The organism is Pseudomonas sp. Leaf59 (assembly GCF_920984685.1).
GTDB lineage: Bacteria > Pseudomonadota > Gammaproteobacteria > Pseudomonadales > Pseudomonadaceae > Aquipseudomonas.
This window is the reverse complement of sequence record NZ_CAKLBR010000019.1, coordinates 1-16518: the sequence shown is the minus strand read 5'-3', so window position 1 is coordinate 16518 and position 16518 is coordinate 1. Positions and strand designations below refer to the sequence as shown.

Sequence of the window (16518 nt, the reverse complement as noted above, 5' to 3'; positions counted from 1 at the left end):
ATTCGATGGTTCAAGAAAATTGCCAGGGCCGACCGTTGGGAAAATCGCTTTAAAAAAATTTAAACCTTTTGCCCTGGCACCGGTTCAACAAACAGGTACGGCATCACCCCACTCAAGGAGATTCACCATGACTAATTTGCTGATGAAACAAATGGGCCTGACCTTTGTGCTGGTTGCAGGCTCGATATCCGCCGCGATGGCCGCCACGTCCAATGACTTTGTCGACCATGCCGCGCAAGGGGGTATCACCGAAGTCGAGGCCGGCAAACTCGCGCTGGAAAAAAGCAGCTCGGCTGACGTGAAGACCTTCGCCCAGCACATGGTTACCGACCACACCAAGGCCAATCAGGAACTGATGGCCCTGGCGAAAAAACTCGACATCGAAGTACCGGATGACGCAGCGCTGACCGACAAGACCAAGAAAGCCATCCTGGAAATGCGTGATGAATCGTTCGACAAGGCCTACGCCAACAACCAGGTAGACGCCCATGAAAAAACCGTCGAACTGTTCAGGAAAGAAGCCGCTTCCTCGGACAACGCCGAACTGAAAGCCTTCGCCACCAAGACCCTGCCAACCCTTGAAGCCCACCTGAAAATGGCCAAGGAGCTGCAAGCCAAGCACGCCCATTAATTCATAACTGACTCAAGGAGACACCTGATCATGAGTACGCAACTCAACGGCAAGAAGATCCTTGTCATCACCTCCAACACCGGTATCGAGCGCGACGAATTGCTCAAGCCGCTGCAAGCCCTGCGCGGTTACGGCGCTACGGTTACTCACGGCTCCAGCAAAGGCGGCACCACGCAGACCTTTGTCGGCGACACCGAGAAAGACCAGACCGTGGAATCCGATGTGCAGCTGTCGGATGTGGCCAGCAGCGATTTCGATGCGCTGGTCATCCCTGGCGGCACCGTCAATGCCGACACCCTGCGTCAGGACCGGGCCGCACTGCGCCTGATCAACGACTTTGCCAAGAGCGGCAAGACCATCGCGGCGATCTGCCACGGCCCCTGGGCGCTGATCGATGCCGGCGTGATCGAAGGCAAGACGCTGACCTCGTACAAGAGCGTCCGTATCGACCTGGAAAACGCCGGTGCTGCCGGTTGGGTCGATGCCGAGGTCAAGCAGTGCAAGGCCAATGGCTGGACCTTGATTACCTCGCGTACACCGGATGACCTGCCGGCGTTCAACGAGGCGATTGCCACGGCACTCGCAGGCTGATTGCCCGGTACAACGTAAACAGGCGCCATTCGGCGCCTGTTTTATTCAATCCTCAGCACTTCAGCTTTTGCGATGATCTGCCATCTCACGCTTGGGACCGAACATTGCCCATGCAATCAGTCCAAGCAACGGCACAAAGATCAGGATGATCAGCCACAACCCCTTCGTCTCCCAGCCGCCCGTGCTGCGCAGCACCACATTGATTGCCCACAATTCTGCGAGCAGCAGAATCACCGCCAATATGATCCAGATATATTCCAATTGCATGATTCACCTCCTGAGGTCTATGCATTAGGTCAAGCAGATCGCCCAAGGGTTCCATTGAATTCTTGCGAGCGGCGCTCGCGCCTGCGTGCGCTGCACGCTCATGAAGCGCTGCCGGTGCAGGCGTTGTGCAATCCCCCAGTGATGCAACCATGCAAGGTGCACGACGGCGCCGCGTTGGATTCAAAATAAATTCTTGATTCCTATAGGTTTTATTTTTAAAGCAAGCTGGTACGCCTGATGCAACCCTTCTACGGACGAGGCGCGCACTTCGACGCGCCCGAACGTTATCCGTGAGGTTCGACCATGAATGCCATTGACCTTCTCAAAGCCGACCACGAACGCGTCAAAGCCCTGCTGACCCAATTGAGCGAGTCCACCGAACGCGGCGTAAAAAAACGCACCGAGTTGCTGGCCAAACTGGAAATGGAGATCAGTCTGCACACCAAGCTGGAGGAAGAAATCCTCTACCCGGCCTTTAGAAAAGCCGGCGGCAAAGAGCAGGACATCATGTACCACGAAGCCAAGGAAGAGCACCGTACCGTCGACTCACTGGTGCTGCCCGACCTCAAGCAGACCGAGCCCTCCACCACCGAGTTCTCCGGTCGCGTAAAAGTGGTCAAGGAACTGCTGGAGCACCACATCGAGGAAGAGGAAAGCGAGATGTTCCCCCAGGCTAAAAAACTGCTGGGCAAGGAAATACTCGAAGAACTCGGCGCCGAGATGGAAGCCATGAAAGCGGCCTACAAGAAAACCATGGGCACCAAGCCAATGGCGGCCTGATGCGCAATCGCCGCTTGAAGTCGAAGGGTTTCACACTACGCTCTCCATGTAGGTGTTCCCAATCAGGCGACAGCATTGTTTGATCTGGTTGAAATACGATCCGGGCGCTGCATTGGCAGCGTTCGGGTTTCAGTCAATGGATCGAGGGGATTACGTCATGAAGACCATCACATCCCGCAACCTGTTTCTGGTCATGGCGTTGTCAGCTGCCCTGGCAACCCCGGCATACGCTGCGTTTGGCGATGATGTCGGACCGGCGGCGACCCCGCTGAACGGCGGTTCTGCCCTGCCACCGGGCGCCGGGCATGGCAGCCGCTCTGACCACGACAAGAAAAAAACCACCCGCGTAAAAACACAGAAGCCTCACGCTACGCAGACCCACACACCCAAATCTTCCGAGCGTTCGCAATCGCCTGACGACGAGAAACCTCGTCCGGCTGATTGAACAGGCAAAATGGTTCCAGATGTTGCCGCACCACGTGCAGCCCAAGCCTGCGCGGGATAATTCTGCCCGTGTGATTTTCCTGTCACACAACGCGCAGGCGCGGTGTAGTGGGCGCGCCCGCGCCGCTGACATCTAAAAAATCACTCGCGCACGCTGCACCTGTGGCAGAACGTCGCAGATTACGCCGGCTGGCCAGGGTTGATAGACTGGGCGTCCTCTACGCTTGTTCTTTCAATGCCTGCTGCTCAAAGCCTGATGTGTCCATTCGGCGCAGGGCGGGCGTTACACAGGATGCACCGTTGATGAGTACGTTATTCAACCGCCGCACAGTGTTGACCGGCATGGGCCTGCTGGGCCTGGGCCTGCTCAGTGGCTGTGACAGCAGCCCCAGGCTGAACTTCAAGTACGGCAAGGACCTGAGCGACAAGATCATGGGCCGTACCTTCAAGCTCAAGAACACCGAGGGTGAGACCGTCACCCTCAGCTCCTACCGTGGCCTGATGCCGGTGGTGTTCTTCGGCTTCACCCAATGCCCGGCCGTGTGCCCGACCACCCTGGCCCGCGCCGCCCAGGCCAAAAAGCTGATGGGCCGCGACGGCGAGATCATGCAGGTGATCTTCATCACCCTTGACCCTGAACGTGACACGCCGGAAATCCTCGACAGATACGTCAAGGCGTTCGACCCCAGCTTCGAAGCGCTGTACGGCACCCCGGAAGAAATCGCCGTGGCGGCCAAGGAGTTCGGGATCTTTTATGAAAAGATTCCCGCCGGCGATACCTATACCCTGTCCCACACCGCCACCAGCTTTGTATTCGATACCCGTGGCAACCTGCGCCTTGGGCTGCAGGCGTCCCTTACCGCTAAAGAGTGCGCAGAAGACCTGCTCACCGTCATGGAGGTCTGCTAATGACTGCCGTTCAACACCTCAAACGCCTGACCGCGGGCCTGGCCCTGCTCGGCCTCGCCGCCCACGCCAGCGCCCAGGTCCAGGTGACCGATGCGTGGGTGCGCGCCACCGTGCCCGGCCAGCCGTCCAGCGGCGCCTTCATGACCCTCACGGCGGACAGCGACAGCACGCTGGTGAGCGTGGCGACGCCAGTGGCCAGGGACGTGCAGATCCATGAAATGAGCATGAAGGATGACGTGATGCGCATGGGCCCGGTGGATTCGGTCGCGCTGCCGGCAGGCAAGGCGGTCAAGCTCGACCCCAACGGTTACCATGTGATGCTGATGGGCCTCACCGGGCAGATCAAGGAAGGCGAGCAGGTGCCGCTGACCGTCACGGTGGAATCGGCCAAGGGCGAGAAACAAGTGATCCAGCTGCAGGCCCCGGTGCGCGGGCTCGATGGCATGGAGCACATGGACCACAGCAAGATGCATTGATCGCCCGGTGGCTGACCGATACCGGACGTGTCGCCACCGCCCAACGATGGAGCCGCTGCCATGATGCTCACGCCCCCTGATGCCCCTGCGCACGCGCCGCGCTTCTGGCGCGATGCGCGCCTGCCATTCATCGAAGCGCGGACCATCGCCGACGGGCGCAAGGTGACGTACGCCCGTCACGCCCACGAACACTTCTCCATCGGCGCGATCATCACCGGGCGCAGCTATTACCACCATGGCGCGCAGACCTTCCAGATCAGCGCCGGCACCGTGGTGTTGATGAACCCCGGTGATGTGCATGCCTGCAACCCCATCGACAACACACCGTGGTCCTACCACATGCTCTACCTCGATACGCCGTGGTTGACCGACCTGCAATATCAATTGGGCTTCAGCACGGATCATGGTTATCGCCCTTTCAGCACGCCCTATTCACGCGACGCCGTGCTCTACAACGGCTTGCTCGCACTCTACCGTCTGCTGGTGGATGAACAGGCCGAACTCCTGCAAAAACAGAGCGCGCTGGTGAGCTACTTCACCGAGGTGCAGCAGCGCCTGAACCCTTCGCGGGCGCCGCTGCGCGAGGCCAATCACAAGCTGGAACGCGCCGCCGATTACATCCGTGCGCACTGCACCGACACCTTGAAGCTGGAGGACATTTGCCTGGCGGCCGAGCTCTCGCCTTCGTACCTGATCCGCGCGTTCAAGCAGTATTGCGGGCTGACGCCGCATGCGTTCCTGGTGAACCAACGCATCCAGTTTGCCCGCAGCCAATTGCGCAATGGCGAGTTGATCGCCGACGTGGCCCTGGCTGCCGGCTTTGCCGATCAGGCGCATTTCCAGCGCGCCTTCAAACAGCACTTCGCGGCCACGCCCGGGCAATACCGCGACGCGCTCAAGTCATCAGCAAATAACCCACACTGGCCACCAGCAACGCGGCCATCACGCGGTTGAACACGCGCACGCCGCGCGGGTTGGCCAGGTAGCGGCGCAAAAAGGTGCCGGCATAGGCCCAGCACGCCACCGACAAGTAGCAGATCACCAGATAGATCGCCGCAAACAGCCATACTTGCGCGGCATCGCCATCCGCCACGAACAACCCCATGCCTGCAACGCAAGCGAGCCAGGCTTTCGGGTTGAGCCACTGCATCACCGCGCCGTAGAGCATCGACGGCGCGCTGGCGCGGCCATCGGCGTCGAGCCGGCCGTCATCCGTCGCGAGTTTCCACGCCATATACAGCAGGAACGCCACGCCGCCCCATTGAATCACCTGAGTCAGCAATGGCCAGCGCACCAGCACCTCATGCAGCCCCAGACCGATCAGCACCAACAGCACGGTAAAACCGCTGGCCGCACCGAGCACATGCTTCTGGCTGGCGGCAAAACCAAAGCGCGCCCCGGAGCTGAGGGCGACCACGTTCACAGGGCCTGGCGTGATGGAAGTGGCCAGAGCGAAGGCAGCCATGGAAATGATCAGGCTCATTGCGGTTCCTTTTTGTGAGCGAAGCTGGAGATAGCTCACGGTAAGGCGCTCAGCGGCTGCGGTATTGAACAAAATGCCCCTGCTGAAGGATTGCCCGAGCCCCCAACATTCCAACGGTGGGAGGGGGCTTGCGCCCGATGGCGGTGTACCAGCCAAAGATATACCGACTGATTCACCGCTATCGGGAGCAAGCCCCCTCCCACATTGCGGTTCATGGTGGTATCCAAACGATTGGCAAGGACTCAGGTAACCATGCAACACGGGCTTTGCATTGCACATCTTTGCTGTGCTTTGCAGCCACGCACCTGGCGAAATTAACAACGATTAACTCGCCAGCCAGGTGACCGGGCACCATCATCAAGCGCGTCTACACTGCATCCATTCACCGGGAACGCTCCCATCGAAAACGGATATTCGTCATGGCCCGACTTGAGTATTGCGCCCCCCGTGCGCCCACCGCCGGCGGCTTGTGCCCGCGACGCGAGCGTATCGCCAAACAGCTGATCCTCGCCCACCTTGGCGAAAGCCTGGCGATTGCCGACCTGGCCCAGGCCTGCGCGCTGTCACGCAGCCATTTTTCCCGCGCGTTCAAATGCACCACCGGGCTCTCGCCCCAGGAATGGATCCGTCGGCAACGCATCCAGCGCGCCAAGGAGCTGATCACCGGGTCGTCCTTGAGCCTCACGCAAATCAGCCTGGAATGCGGTTTTTGCGATCAGGCGCACTTCAGCCACATCTTCACCCGCAGCGAAGGCGTCAACCCCATGACCTGGCGAAATCACCACTCGCGCCCGGTCATCGCCGCCTAGTGGTCGGTGCGGGCCTGGACTATGCTGAGCGTCTCCGTCTCCCCGAGCATGGCCGTCCATGAACGACCTCAGCGACCCGGCCGTGCACTTCGGCCCCTATCAGGTTCACCCGCGCCAGCGCCGGGTGCTCGAGGCAGGCCGGCCGTTGCGCCTGGGCCGGCGTGCGGTGGACATTCTGCTGGTGCTGCTGGAGCACGCAGGCGATGTGGTGAGCAAGCAGGCATTGATCGCGCGGGTCTGGCCCACCAGCGTGGTGGAGGACGGCAACCTGCGTGTGCACATGGCGGCGCTGCGCAAGGCTCTGGGCGACGGCCAGGCCGGGCAGCGCTATATCGTGACGGTGGCCCAGCGCGGCTACAGTTTTGTCGCGCCCCTGAGCATCGAGCCCATGACCTTGCCCCATGACGGCCCACGCCCGTGCCACAACCTGCCGCTGCGCCGCACCCGCATGATCGGGCGCCAGGCGCTGATCGACACACTGGTGCAGCAACTGCCCCGGCAGCGCTTTATCACCCTGACCGGCGCCGGCGGCATCGGCAAGACCACCGTGGCGCTGCGGGTGGCGGAGCTGCTGATTGGGCACTACCGCGACGGCATTCGCCTGCTGGACCTTGCGCCGCTGAGCGCGCCGTCGATGATCCTGCCCAACCTCGCCACCCTGCTCGACCTCACCCCCAGCGCCGATGAGCCGCTGCCGAGCATTGCCCGCAGCCTGCACGAACGCCAGTTGCTGCTGGTGATCGACAACTGCGAGCACCTGCTCGATGACATCGCCCTGATCAGCGAAACCCTGCTACGCCAAGCGCCTGGGCTGCACATCCTCGCCACCAGCCGCGAAGCCCTGCGCGCCGAAGGCGAACAGGTGCAACGCCTCGAGCCGCTGGCCTGCCCGCCCGCCACCGGCAACCGCGCCCAGGCCCTGGGTTACCCGGCCATGCAGTTGCTGATCGAGCGCGCCATCGCCCATCAGGACAGCTTCACCTTGAGCGAGGCCGAACTGCCGCTGGCGATTGAGATCTGCCGGCGCCTGGACGGCATTCCCCTGGCGATCGAACTGGTCGCGGCGCAGGTCGAGCGCTTCGGTCTGCCGGGCCTGCTGGTGCAGCTGCAAGACACCTTCCGCCTGCTGACCCATGGCCGGCGCAGCGCCCTGCCCCGCCAGCAAACCCTGCGGGCCACGCTCGACTGGAGCTTCGACCTGCTCAACGGCGGCGAACAGAGCTGCCTGCGCCGTCTGGCCGTGTTTCGCGGAGGTTTCAGCCTGGCCAGTGCGGTGGCGGTGATCGCCGGAGCGCAGCAGGTGCCGGCCGATGTGCTCGGTTCAATCACGCAACTGGTCGCCAAGTCCCTGCTGAACGTGGAGCCCGGCGACGACGAAGTGGTGTATCGCCTGCTGGACATCACCCGCACCTACGCCCTGGAAAAACTCACCCTGGCGGCTGAACTCGACGCCACCCACGAACGCCATGCCGCGCGCTGCCTGGTGCTGATGGAGCAGGCCCGCGACGACTGGGAACTGACCGCAACCCAGGCCTGGATCGACCGCTACGCGCCGCTGCGCGAAGACATCCGCGCCGCCCTCGATTGGGGCCTGGGCGATGCCGGCGCGCACGTACTGGGGATTCGCCTGACGGTCAGCGCCATGCCGCTGTGGCAGGAGCTGTCACTGCTGCGCGAACAGGCGCTGTACGTGGGCAAGGCACTGGCCCTGCTGCAGCGGGCCAAGGTGCCGTGCACGCAACTGGCGATGCAACTGCAACTGGCGCTGGGCAGCCTGTCCTACCACGCCATGGGCGGCGCGCCGCAGACCATCGACGCCTTCGTCAGCGCCCGTCGGCTGGCCGAAACCCGCGGGGACATTGCCGGTCAGTTGCGCGCGGTGTCCGGGCATATGGCGGTGAGCCTGTGCGCCGGTCGCTACCGTGAAGCCCTGAGCATGAGCACTCAGTTCGATCGCCTCGACCCGCTGCTGGACTTGAGCGCCCAACGCCTGCGCGTGCTGGCGCAGCATTACGCAGGCAACCAGGCGCTGGCCCGACACAACGCCGAGCAAGTGATCCAACGCATGGCCCAGAGCGGCCATCTCAATCGCTTTACCCACTCTTTTGGCGTGCAATACGACCAGAGCGTCGCCTCGCTCACCGTGCTGGCGCGGGTGCTGTGGCTGCAAGGCTTGCCCGAGCAGGCGTGGCGCACCGCCAGCCAGGCCCTGGAACTGGCGCTGCAGATCAACCATGGCACCACCCTCTGCTACACCCTGGCGCTGGCCGGCGTGGTGATTGCCCGCTACAACGGCGATGAAGCGTCAGCGCAGTCGTTGCAGGCGCTATTGGAGCAGCAGGCGCACAAGCATTCGGCGCAGTTGTTCCAGACCTGGGCGCAGCTGTATGCGCAGCACCTGTCGATCGACGCCATGCAAGGCCTGGACCTGGTCAAGGACATCCTGATCACCCTGGGCGTGGGGCACGTGGATGATGCCTGGTTCGAACGCGTGCGCAGCGGCGATGGCGGCTGGTGCGCACCGGAGATTTTGCGCGTACGCGCCCAGGCGTTGCCCGACAGCGCCGCCGCCGAGGCGTTGCTGCGCGACGCCCTGGGCCTGGCGCACCAGCAAGGCGCCCTGGCCTGGGAGTTGCGCTGCGCAACCTCACTGGCGCGGCTATGGCAGCGCCAGGGTCAGCGGCACGCTGCGCACCAGTTGCTGAGTTCGGTCTACGCGCGCTTCACCGAAGGCTTCGCCACCCGCGACCTAATGCGCGTGCGCTGCCTGCTCGACGAGTTGCAGGACAAACGGCTGGCCTGAAAACGGCCCCAGGTAGTGCCCATAGTGCTGCTGCAAACGCGCCACCTGCTGCGGGTCACGTAACTGCGCCAGGGCGTAGCTGCGCACGCAGTTGAGCAAGCGATAACGCGACGGGCCAGGGCCCGGTTCCACCTGCAATAACGAGGTGTCGACCAGCCGCGCGAGCAGGTAAGGCAGGTCCGCGTGAGCAAGCTCGGTGCCGGCGATTCGCTCGGTCAATGCAGGCAAGGTCAGCGCCATCCGGAATACCCCCAACTGCAGGAACAACCAGCGTTCGGGCACGCTCAAGCGCTCGTAGCTCCACTCCAGCGCGGCGGTCAGGGACTGATGCCGTGCGACCGCCGTGCGGCGGCCACGGGCCAGCAGTTGCAGGCCATTACGCAACTGCGCCTGCACACCCTGCACACCCAGCGCATGGACCTGGGCGGCAGCCAGCTCCAGGGCCAGGGGAATCCCGTCCAGCCGCCTGCAGATATCGTGCAGCGCCGGCAAGTCCTGCGCACGCAAGACAAAGCCCTGCTGGGCGGCCTGCACCCGAGCGACAAACAGCTGCACCGCCGGGTACGCCATGGCCTGTTCAACAGGGCCGCCGGCTGAGGGCAGCGCCAGAGCCGGCACGCGCTGCAGCCATTCGTCCGGCAACTGCAAGGCTTCGCGGCTGCTCAACAGCACCGTTACCTGGGGCGCCTGTTCCAGCAGGCAGCGCACCAGGTGGCGGCAGGCACCGAGCAGCAGGTCAGCGCCATCGAGCACCAGCAACAGCTGGCGCCCGGTCAATTGGCGGCACAGTTCGCCGACGGTGTCACAGGACACCAGCTGCAACGCGCTGCACAGCTGGCGCAGCATCGACTGCGGCGCCGCAACCGTGGCCAGGTCCACCCACCACACACCCTCGCGGTAACGCGGCAGTACGCGTTCGGCCAGCGCCAGCGCCAGGGTGCTCTTGCCGATACCGGCGCATCCGGTGAGGGTCATCACGCGTTGCCCGCACAAGCGTCGCCCCAGGGCACCCAACAGCTCGGCGCGGCCGATCACCGGGCTGAGCCGGGCTGCGAGGTTATGGCGCGCGATTGTGGGGGGATCGACGGCTTGCAGCGGCGCGACAAAGCAGTAGCCGCGCTGCGGGTCATTGACGATGCAGCGCTGCCCATCCAGCGCCCGGCGCAGTGCCGCGATGTGCACGCGCAGGTTGTTTTCCTCCACCACGCTGCTCGGCCACACGCGGGCAATCAACGTCTCCTTGCCGACAAACCGGCCACGCGCCTCCAGCAGCACCACCAGGATATCCAGCGCCCGACCGCCCAACGGCACCGGCCAGCCGGCCTTGCTGACCAGGCGCTGTTGCGGGTGAAAGGTGTAAGGACCGAAACTCAGTGTCGGGGCATTGTTCATCTGTGCACAGCGCTGGAACACCCGACCTTGGGCGTCTGCGCATCCTTTTCCAGGGGCCTGGCGTTATCTTGCCAGCTGGCCGCGACGGGACAATCCCGGCACGGGGAACCAGACGGACATTGGTGTGCCTGAGACGGACAATCGCGCCTTAACTGAACTGTTGACGGTACTGGGTGGGATTCAGACCGAGTTTTTCGCTGAACAGAAAGCGCATATGCCGCACGCTGCCAAAGCCTGCGTGGAAGGCCACGGTCTTGAGCGGCAGGTCGGTGGTTTCCAGCAGGTGCCGGGCGCGGTCGATGCGCGCGCCCTGCAGGAACGCCATGGGTGTCATCTGCACTTCCCTGGCAAACAGCCGCGCAAAATGCCGCGCGCTCATGCCGGCCAGCGCCGCCATCGAGTCGATGCTGAACGGCTGGTCCAACTGCGCGAGCACCTGGTTCTGCACGCGGGTGATCACGGTTTCGTGGGGGGCCACTGCGGCGGTCATCGGGCTGAACTGGGCCTGGCCGCCCTGGCGTTTCATCACCACCAGCAGCACCTTGGCCACGTCCACCGCAACCTGCTTGCCATGGTCCTGGGCCACCACCGACAGCGCGAGGTCGATGCCGGCGGTGACCCCACCCGAGGTGATCAGGCGGCCGTCCTGCAGGTAGATGTGGTCGGTCTCGACAGTGGCCTTGGGAAAACCCTTGATCAATCGCTCGGTATAGTGCCAATGGGTCGTGACCCGACGACCGTCGAGCAGCCCGGCGTGCCCCAGCACAAAGGCACCGGTGCAGATCGAGCCATAGCGTGTGGCCCGTGGTGCGGCGGCCTTGAGCCAGGGCAACAGCGCGGGATGGCATTCGTTGTAGGCACCGGGGCCGCCGGGCACCAGCAGCAGGTCGTAGGCGGCGTCGGACTGGTGCAGCAGCAGGTCGGGCTGCACCTTCACACCGTTGGAGGCGATCACCTGGCCCGCATCGATGCCGAGGGTGACGATCCGGTAATGGTCCGCCGCCGGCAGGTAGCGGTTGGCAATCGAAAACACTTCGAGCGGGCCGGCCATGTCGAGCAGCAGGAAGTCCGGAAACAGCACCATGGCCACGGTTTTCATAGCGTCAACATCCATCACGAGGGAAAGCGGCGGCCATTATGGCATGGCTTTTACTGTCAACTCTGGGGAGACGGTTATTCAGCTTTCATCGTCTTAATGAATACCTGCGTAACCATTAACCTTCTTCTCAACGCCAGCGCCCTGCCTGTTGCAGCCCGCGCTCACTTGAGGACACCACCATGCTGACCCTTCGCAACGCTTCTGAACGCGGCGCCGCCAATCACGGTTGGTTGAAGTCGTTTCACACCTTCTCCTTCGCCAGCTACTGGAACCCTGCCGAACAGGGCTTTTCCGACCTGCTGGTGATCAACGATGACCGCGTCGCTGCCGACAAGGGCTTCGGCCAGCACCCGCACCGCGACATGGAGATTTTCTCCTATGTGCTCGAAGGCGCCCTGGAACACAAGGACACCCTGGGCACCGGCTCGGTGATCCGCCCCGGCGATGTGCAACTGATGAGCGCCGGCAGCGGCGTGGCCCACAGCGAGTTCAACCACAGCCAGCGTCAGGGCGTGCACTTCCTGCAAATCTGGATCGTGCCGAACGTGTCCGGCGCCGAACCGCGCTATCAGCAGGAACACTTCAGCGAGGCGCAGAAACGCGGGCGGTTGCAATTGATCATTTCGCCGGATGGCGCCGACGGCTCGCTGCATGTACGCCAGGACGCGCGGGTGTATGCCGGCCTGTTCAACGGCGACGAAACCGCGACCCTGGACGTGGCGACCGAGCGCCATCTGTATATCCACGTGGCGCGCGGCAGCGTCGAGGTCAACGGCCAACGCTTGCATGAAGGCGACGGCGCCCGGGTGCGTGACGAGCGGCAGATCCATCTGAGCCAGGGCGAGGACGCCGAAGTGCTGGTGTTCGACCTGCGCCCCCATGAACTGCCGCAAATGCCATGATCTTCCCTGGCATCAGGCAGCCCCCTGTGGGGGTCGCCTGAGGGTTACATACCCTGCCCAAACCGCCGAATGGCCAGGCAATACCCCACCAACGCGACCGCCGCCAGCAACCCGCCCGCCGCGCCGATCCAGGCGAAGCCGAAGTGGCTGCCGACCCAGCTGCCCATGAGGGCGCCGCCGCCGATGCCGATGTTGTAGATGCCGGAGAACATCGCCATCGCCACGTCCGTGGCGTCGGGTGCAAGCACCAGCACCTTGGACTGCATGGCGAGGCCAAAACCCATGATCGCCATGCCCCAGAAAATGCTCAGCAGCACCAGGTAGGACTCGGCGCCGCTCAGCGGCAGCATCAGGGCCAGGCATACGGCGAGAATGAACACCGCACCGACCACGAACAGATGGGGATTGAAACGATGCACCAGGCTGAACAGCAGCGAGCCGATGATGCCCGCGCCGCCGAACACCAGCAGGATCAGGGTGACCGCGCTGCCGCTCATGCCGGCCACGCCTTCGACGAAGGGTTCGATGTAGCTGTAGGCGGTGAATTGCGCCGTCACCGTCAGCGCGGTGAGCACGTAGAGCGCCACCAGCGCCGGGCGTTTGAACAGCAGCGGCAGGCTGCGCAGCGAACCGGAGTTCTGGCTCGGCAGCAGCGGCAAGGTGCGCGCCAGCCAGAACACCAGCGCGGCGGCAAAGGCGCCGATCACCAGGAAGGTGGTGCGCCAGCCCATGGCTTCACCGAGCAGGCGGCCCAGAGGAATGCCCAATACCATCGCCAGTGACGTACCGGTGGCGAGCAGGCCGAGGGCCTGCACCTGCTTGCCCCCCGGCGCCAGGCGTACCGCCAGCGAGGCGGTGATCGACCAGAACAGGGCATGGGACAGCGCAATGCCGACGCGACTGACCATCAACAGGCCAAAGCTGGTAGCGACGCTGGAGAGGATATGGCTGGCGATAAACATGCCGAACAACACGATCAGCAATTTGCGCCGCTCGATGTTGCGCGTCAGCAGCATCACCGGCAGCGAGGTCAGGGAAACGATCCAGGCATAGATGGTGAGCATCAGACCGACGTTGGCAATCGGCATGTCGAAGCTGGCGCCGATGGCGCTGAGCAGGCCGACCGGCACGAATTCGGTGGTGTTGAACACAAACGCGGCCAGCGCGAGGGCGATGACCGGCTGCCAGTTGGGCTGGGGTGTTGCGGCTGAAAGGCTCATGGAACGGCGAGGTACTCTGAAGAGGGTCAAAACGGCCACGCAGAACCTGCGTGACCGCCGAGCATTCTATAGGTTTCTCGCCGGCGCTGTGGGCGCCGGGCCTGCCCAGCTGTCGGGCAAGGGCTCAGGGCGACGTCAGGGTAATTAAATAGTTGCCCGATTCGAGCGGCTTGCCGGTGGCGTCGACCAGCTGGTAGCGCTGGTCAAAATAGCGCCCGTCACGGCTCTGCGACACCAGCTGTGCGCGGGCCGCGCCGCCGCCCGTGGCCATGTTGCGCGCCTCCAGGCGGCTGCTGCGACTGTCAGCGATGCAACCGCTCAATTCCATCACCGCACCGCTGCGCGCAGTTGTCGCGCACCCGGCCTCGACGATGCTGCCCCTGAACTCGATCACCCCGTGGCCGGCCGACTGCGCCGCGCTGCACACACCTGCGGCCACACACAACAGGCCCGCCACTACCGAAACGCTCTTGATCTTCATGCTGACTTCCTTCCTGGGCTCTTGAGAAGTAAGTCGTCTGGCGCGGCGTTAACTTGAGCTTATTCGTCGGTGCCTATGACCTGGATCAAGGATCCACCTGCGCCATCAGCTCCGGAATGCTTTCCGGCCGATTCGCATAGCGCTGCGCCAAGCCCGCGCACACCATCAACTGGATCTGGTGAAACAGCATCAGCGGCAGGATCAGCACGCCCATGCTCGCCCCGGCAAACAGCACCTGCGCCATCGGCACGCCGGTGGCCAGGCTTTTCTTCGAGCCGCAGAACAAAATGGTGATGCGGTCCTCCTGATTGAAGCCCAACAGCTTGCCCAACAGGGTCGACGCCACCAGCACCAGGGCGAGCAGTACGCAGCAGGCCAGCACCAGCCCGCCCAGTTCCCACAGCGGAATCTGATACCAGATACCTTCGTTGACCGCTTCGCTGAACGCACCGTAGACCACCAGCAGAATCGAACCCTGGTCGACAAACTTGAGCCAGGATTTATTGCGCCCGACCCAGTCGCCGATCCAGCGGCGGGCAATCTGCCCGGCGATAAACGGCAGCAACAGCTGCACGCTGATTTTCAGGATCGCATCCACCGTGGAGCCGCCGTCACCGTGCACGTTGAGCAGCAGCGTCACCAGCAGCGGCGTGAGGAAGATGCCGAACAGACTGGACGCCGCCGCGCTGCAGATCGCCGCCGGAATATTGCCGCGTGCCAGGGAGGTGAAGGCAATCGCCGACTGCACCGTGGCCGGCAACGCGCACAGGTAGAGCATGCCCATGTACAGGTCTTTACCGATCAGCGGCGACAGCACCGGCTTGAGCGCCAGCCCCAGCAGTGGAAACAGCACGAAGGTCAGGCTGAACACCAGCAGGTGCAGGCGCCAATGGCCGGCACCGGCGACGATGGCAGTGCGCGACAGCTTGGCGCCGTGCAGAAAAAACAGCAGCGCAATCGCCAGGTTGGTCACCCAGCCGAAGGCCACCGCCGCTTGGCCGTTGACCGGCAACAGGGAGGCGAGGATCACCGTGGCGATCAGGGTCAGGGTGAAATTGTCGGGGAGAAAACGTGGACGGGTCATAAGCAAATCTTCCAGGGGTTGCCAAGCGCACCGTGGCGACTCTAACGTAACGGCCTGTTACCGACTAACGCCAATGAGCCAGTAAATGCCGCCTAAAGGACACGACAAGACCGTTCGGCGCAGTGTGCCCGGGCTTTCCAGCCTGCCGCGTCCGGTGTACGGGCGCACCGAATCCCTGCCCAATCGCGCCCTCACACGCCGGCACAGCCACCCGTGGGTGCAATTGTCGTACGCGATTTCCGGGGTATTGGAGATTCAGACCAGCGCCGGACGCTTCGTCGCCCCGCCGCAGCGCGCGGTGTGGATCCCGGCGGGCATGCCGCACCGGGTGTACAGCGCGCCGCACACCGAGATGCGCAGCTTGTACCTCGATTGCAGCGTGACCACCTGGGCGGTCGAGCGCTGTCATGTGCTGGAGGTGAGCAGCCTGTTGCGCGAGCTGATTCGCAGCTTCAGCGCGTTGCCGGTGGCCTACGCCGAGGACGGGCCGCAGGGGCGTCTGGCCCAGGTGCTGCTGGATCAGTTGGCGGCAGCGCCGCAGGTGGACTTGATGCTGCCCCTGCCCCACGACCCGCGCTTGCGCCAGATCTACCGCAGCCTGAGCCTGCATCCGGAACAGCAGACGACCCTGAGTGAGTGGAGCCGCAAACTGGCGGTGAGTGAGAAGACGCTCAGCCGGTTGTTTTTGGGGGATACCGGGTTGACCTTTCGTGCCTGGCGTCAGCGCTTGCGGTTGCTCAGTGCACTGCCCGCGCTGGAACAGGGTGAGCGGGTGACGGATGTGGCGTTGGGGTGTGGGTATGAATCGACTTCGGCGTTTATTAATGCGTTTCGGCAGCAGTTTGGGGGGACGCCTGGGGAGTTTTTTCGCTAGCCGACTGGGTACATATCCGTTAGTTGGGTAACGGCGGGTATGGGTTCCGCCCTTACGGCGGGTCACTTTTGGAAAAGAGCCCGGAATGCCGGCCCAGCCAAAAGTAACCAAAAGGGCTCTTGCCCCACCACTCGGCACCTCGCTAGGGCTCGGTGTGCCCGCACGCAGGCTTGAATCCGTGGGCCGCCGCAATGGGCCATCCCTGGCCCAGTGCGGCTAACCCGGCGTCCTGCCGGGTTACCCACGGATTCAAGCCTGCGTTCGGCCAGCGTG

Annotated in this window: 18 protein-coding genes; 11 read left to right on the top strand and 7 right to left on the bottom strand. The window is 63.4% G+C overall.

Annotated features, from left to right (window positions below; translation table 11 throughout):
- Positions 1-127 precede the first annotated feature (127 nt).
- Entirely contained in the window at positions 128-631 is a 504-nt protein-coding gene (locus LUB09_RS18675; RefSeq protein ID WP_231423343.1) for a DUF4142 domain-containing protein, read from the top strand.
- 30 nt (positions 632-661) lie between these two features.
- Entirely contained in the window at positions 662-1222 is a 561-nt protein-coding gene (locus LUB09_RS18670; RefSeq protein WP_231423341.1) for a type 1 glutamine amidotransferase domain-containing protein, read from the top strand.
- Between the two features lie 60 nt (positions 1223-1282).
- Here LUB09_RS18670 and LUB09_RS18665 read toward each other — a convergent pair whose 3' ends face one another.
- Entirely contained in the window at positions 1283-1489 is a 207-nt protein-coding gene (locus LUB09_RS18665) for a hypothetical protein (protein ID WP_209982573.1), read from the bottom strand.
- Between the two features lie 303 nt (positions 1490-1792).
- Here LUB09_RS18665 and LUB09_RS18660 point away from each other — a divergent pair, with 303 nt between their 5' ends.
- From LUB09_RS18660 to LUB09_RS18640, 5 genes are all read left to right on the top strand, one after another.
- Positions 1793-2269 (top strand): hemerythrin domain-containing protein, encoded by a 477-nt coding sequence (locus LUB09_RS18660; protein ID WP_209982575.1) that lies wholly within the window; start codon positions 1793-1795, stop codon positions 2267-2269.
- Between the two features lie 157 nt (positions 2270-2426).
- Complete coding sequence (locus tag LUB09_RS18655; protein WP_231423340.1) at positions 2427-2714, top strand: hypothetical protein; 288 nt, start codon at positions 2427-2429, stop codon at positions 2712-2714.
- A 302-nt stretch (positions 2715-3016) separates the two neighbouring features.
- Complete coding sequence (locus tag LUB09_RS18650; protein ID WP_231423338.1) at positions 3017-3622, top strand: SCO family protein; 606 nt, start codon at positions 3017-3019, stop codon at positions 3620-3622.
- Entirely contained in the window at positions 3622-4098 is a 477-nt protein-coding gene (locus tag LUB09_RS18645; protein WP_209982579.1) for a copper chaperone PCu(A)C, read from the top strand. Before LUB09_RS18650 ends, LUB09_RS18645 begins: the two co-directional genes overlap by 1 nt.
- A 60-nt stretch (positions 4099-4158) precedes the next feature.
- Complete coding sequence (locus LUB09_RS18640) at positions 4159-5052, top strand: AraC family transcriptional regulator (RefSeq protein ID WP_231423337.1); 894 nt, start codon at positions 4159-4161, stop codon at positions 5050-5052.
- On the opposite strand, the gene LUB09_RS18635 is transcribed toward LUB09_RS18640, so the two are convergent.
- Positions 4994-5581, bottom strand: a complete 588-nt coding sequence (locus LUB09_RS18635) for a LysE family translocator (protein ID WP_209982583.1) — start codon at positions 5579-5581, stop codon at positions 4994-4996. The genes LUB09_RS18640 and LUB09_RS18635 overlap by 59 nt on opposite strands.
- 419 nt (positions 5582-6000) lie before the next feature.
- Between LUB09_RS18635 and LUB09_RS18630 the strand changes: the two genes are divergently transcribed.
- Together LUB09_RS18630 and LUB09_RS18625 are read left to right on the top strand one after the other, a co-directional pair.
- Complete coding sequence (locus LUB09_RS18630; protein ID WP_231423336.1) at positions 6001-6390, top strand: helix-turn-helix domain-containing protein; 390 nt, start codon at positions 6001-6003, stop codon at positions 6388-6390.
- 58 nt (positions 6391-6448) lie between these two features.
- On the top strand, positions 6449-9193 hold the full coding sequence (locus LUB09_RS18625; protein ID WP_231423335.1) for an ATP-binding protein: 2745 nt from the start codon (positions 6449-6451) through the stop codon (positions 9191-9193).
- Here LUB09_RS18625 and LUB09_RS18620 read toward each other — a convergent pair.
- Complete coding sequence (locus tag LUB09_RS18620; RefSeq protein WP_231423333.1) at positions 9140-10585, bottom strand: winged helix-turn-helix domain-containing protein; 1446 nt, start codon at positions 10583-10585, stop codon at positions 9140-9142. The two genes, LUB09_RS18625 and LUB09_RS18620, sit on opposite strands and share 54 nt — an antisense overlap.
- A 148-nt stretch (positions 10586-10733) precedes the next feature.
- Positions 10734-11684, bottom strand: coding sequence for a GlxA family transcriptional regulator (locus tag LUB09_RS18615; RefSeq protein WP_209982590.1), 951 nt, complete (start codon positions 11682-11684; stop codon positions 10734-10736).
- 179 nt (positions 11685-11863) lie between these two features.
- On the opposite strand from LUB09_RS18615, the gene LUB09_RS18610 reads away from it, so the two are divergent.
- Entirely contained in the window at positions 11864-12586 is a 723-nt protein-coding gene (locus LUB09_RS18610; protein WP_231423332.1) for a pirin family protein, read from the top strand.
- Positions 12587-12630: 44 nt separating this feature from the next.
- Here the strand turns inward: LUB09_RS18610 and LUB09_RS18605 are convergent, their stop codons facing one another.
- From LUB09_RS18605 to LUB09_RS18595, 3 genes are all read right to left on the bottom strand, one after another.
- Positions 12631-13806, bottom strand: a complete 1176-nt coding sequence (locus tag LUB09_RS18605; RefSeq protein WP_231423331.1) for a sugar transporter — start codon at positions 13804-13806, stop codon at positions 12631-12633.
- Positions 13807-13930: 124 nt separating this feature from the next.
- Positions 13931-14287, bottom strand: coding sequence for a type 1 fimbrial protein (locus LUB09_RS18600; protein WP_209982596.1), 357 nt, complete (start codon positions 14285-14287; stop codon positions 13931-13933).
- An 85-nt stretch (positions 14288-14372) separates the two neighbouring features.
- The gene (locus tag LUB09_RS18595; protein WP_209982598.1) at positions 14373-15371 is read right to left on the bottom strand and encodes a bile acid:sodium symporter family protein; all 999 of its coding nucleotides are present in this window, start codon (positions 15369-15371) and stop codon (positions 14373-14375) included.
- Positions 15372-15456: 85 nt separating this feature from the next.
- Between LUB09_RS18595 and LUB09_RS18590 the strand changes: the two genes are divergently transcribed.
- Positions 15457-16245, top strand: coding sequence for an AraC family transcriptional regulator (locus LUB09_RS18590; RefSeq protein WP_209982600.1), 789 nt, complete (start codon positions 15457-15459; stop codon positions 16243-16245).
- Positions 16246-16518 lie beyond the last annotated feature (273 nt).

What these genes read in the sequence shown, in the direction of transcription:
- LUB09_RS18675 (WP_231423343.1), top strand. Translation starts at nt 128, where the DNA reads ATGACTAATTTGCTGATGAAACAAATGGGCCTGACCTTTGTGCTGGTT.
- LUB09_RS18670 (WP_231423341.1), top strand. Translation starts at nt 662, where the DNA reads ATGAGTACGCAACTCAACGGCAAGAAGATCCTTGTCATCACCTCCAAC.
- LUB09_RS18665 (WP_209982573.1), bottom strand. Translation starts at nt 1,489, where the DNA reads ATGCAATTGGAATATATCTGGATCATATTGGCGGTGATTCTGCTGCTC.
- LUB09_RS18660 (WP_209982575.1), top strand. Translation starts at nt 1,793, where the DNA reads ATGAATGCCATTGACCTTCTCAAAGCCGACCACGAACGCGTCAAAGCC.
- LUB09_RS18655 (WP_231423340.1), top strand. Translation starts at nt 2,427, where the DNA reads ATGAAGACCATCACATCCCGCAACCTGTTTCTGGTCATGGCGTTGTCA.
- LUB09_RS18650 (WP_231423338.1), top strand. Translation starts at nt 3,017, where the DNA reads ATGAGTACGTTATTCAACCGCCGCACAGTGTTGACCGGCATGGGCCTG.
- LUB09_RS18645 (WP_209982579.1), top strand. Translation starts at nt 3,622, where the DNA reads ATGACTGCCGTTCAACACCTCAAACGCCTGACCGCGGGCCTGGCCCTG.
- LUB09_RS18640 (WP_231423337.1), top strand. Translation starts at nt 4,159, where the DNA reads ATGATGCTCACGCCCCCTGATGCCCCTGCGCACGCGCCGCGCTTCTGG.
- LUB09_RS18635 (WP_209982583.1), bottom strand. Translation starts at nt 5,581, where the DNA reads ATGAGCCTGATCATTTCCATGGCTGCCTTCGCTCTGGCCACTTCCATC.
- LUB09_RS18630 (WP_231423336.1), top strand. Translation starts at nt 6,001, where the DNA reads ATGGCCCGACTTGAGTATTGCGCCCCCCGTGCGCCCACCGCCGGCGGC.
- LUB09_RS18625 (WP_231423335.1), top strand. Translation starts at nt 6,449, where the DNA reads ATGAACGACCTCAGCGACCCGGCCGTGCACTTCGGCCCCTATCAGGTT.
- LUB09_RS18620 (WP_231423333.1), bottom strand. Translation starts at nt 10,585, where the DNA reads ATGAACAATGCCCCGACACTGAGTTTCGGTCCTTACACCTTTCACCCG.
- LUB09_RS18615 (WP_209982590.1), bottom strand. Translation starts at nt 11,684, where the DNA reads ATGAAAACCGTGGCCATGGTGCTGTTTCCGGACTTCCTGCTGCTCGAC.
- LUB09_RS18610 (WP_231423332.1), top strand. Translation starts at nt 11,864, where the DNA reads ATGCTGACCCTTCGCAACGCTTCTGAACGCGGCGCCGCCAATCACGGT.
- LUB09_RS18605 (WP_231423331.1), bottom strand. Translation starts at nt 13,806, where the DNA reads ATGAGCCTTTCAGCCGCAACACCCCAGCCCAACTGGCAGCCGGTCATC.
- LUB09_RS18600 (WP_209982596.1), bottom strand. Translation starts at nt 14,287, where the DNA reads ATGAAGATCAAGAGCGTTTCGGTAGTGGCGGGCCTGTTGTGTGTGGCC.
- LUB09_RS18595 (WP_209982598.1), bottom strand. Translation starts at nt 15,371, where the DNA reads ATGACCCGTCCACGTTTTCTCCCCGACAATTTCACCCTGACCCTGATC.
- LUB09_RS18590 (WP_209982600.1), top strand. Translation starts at nt 15,457, where the DNA reads ATGCCGCCTAAAGGACACGACAAGACCGTTCGGCGCAGTGTGCCCGGG.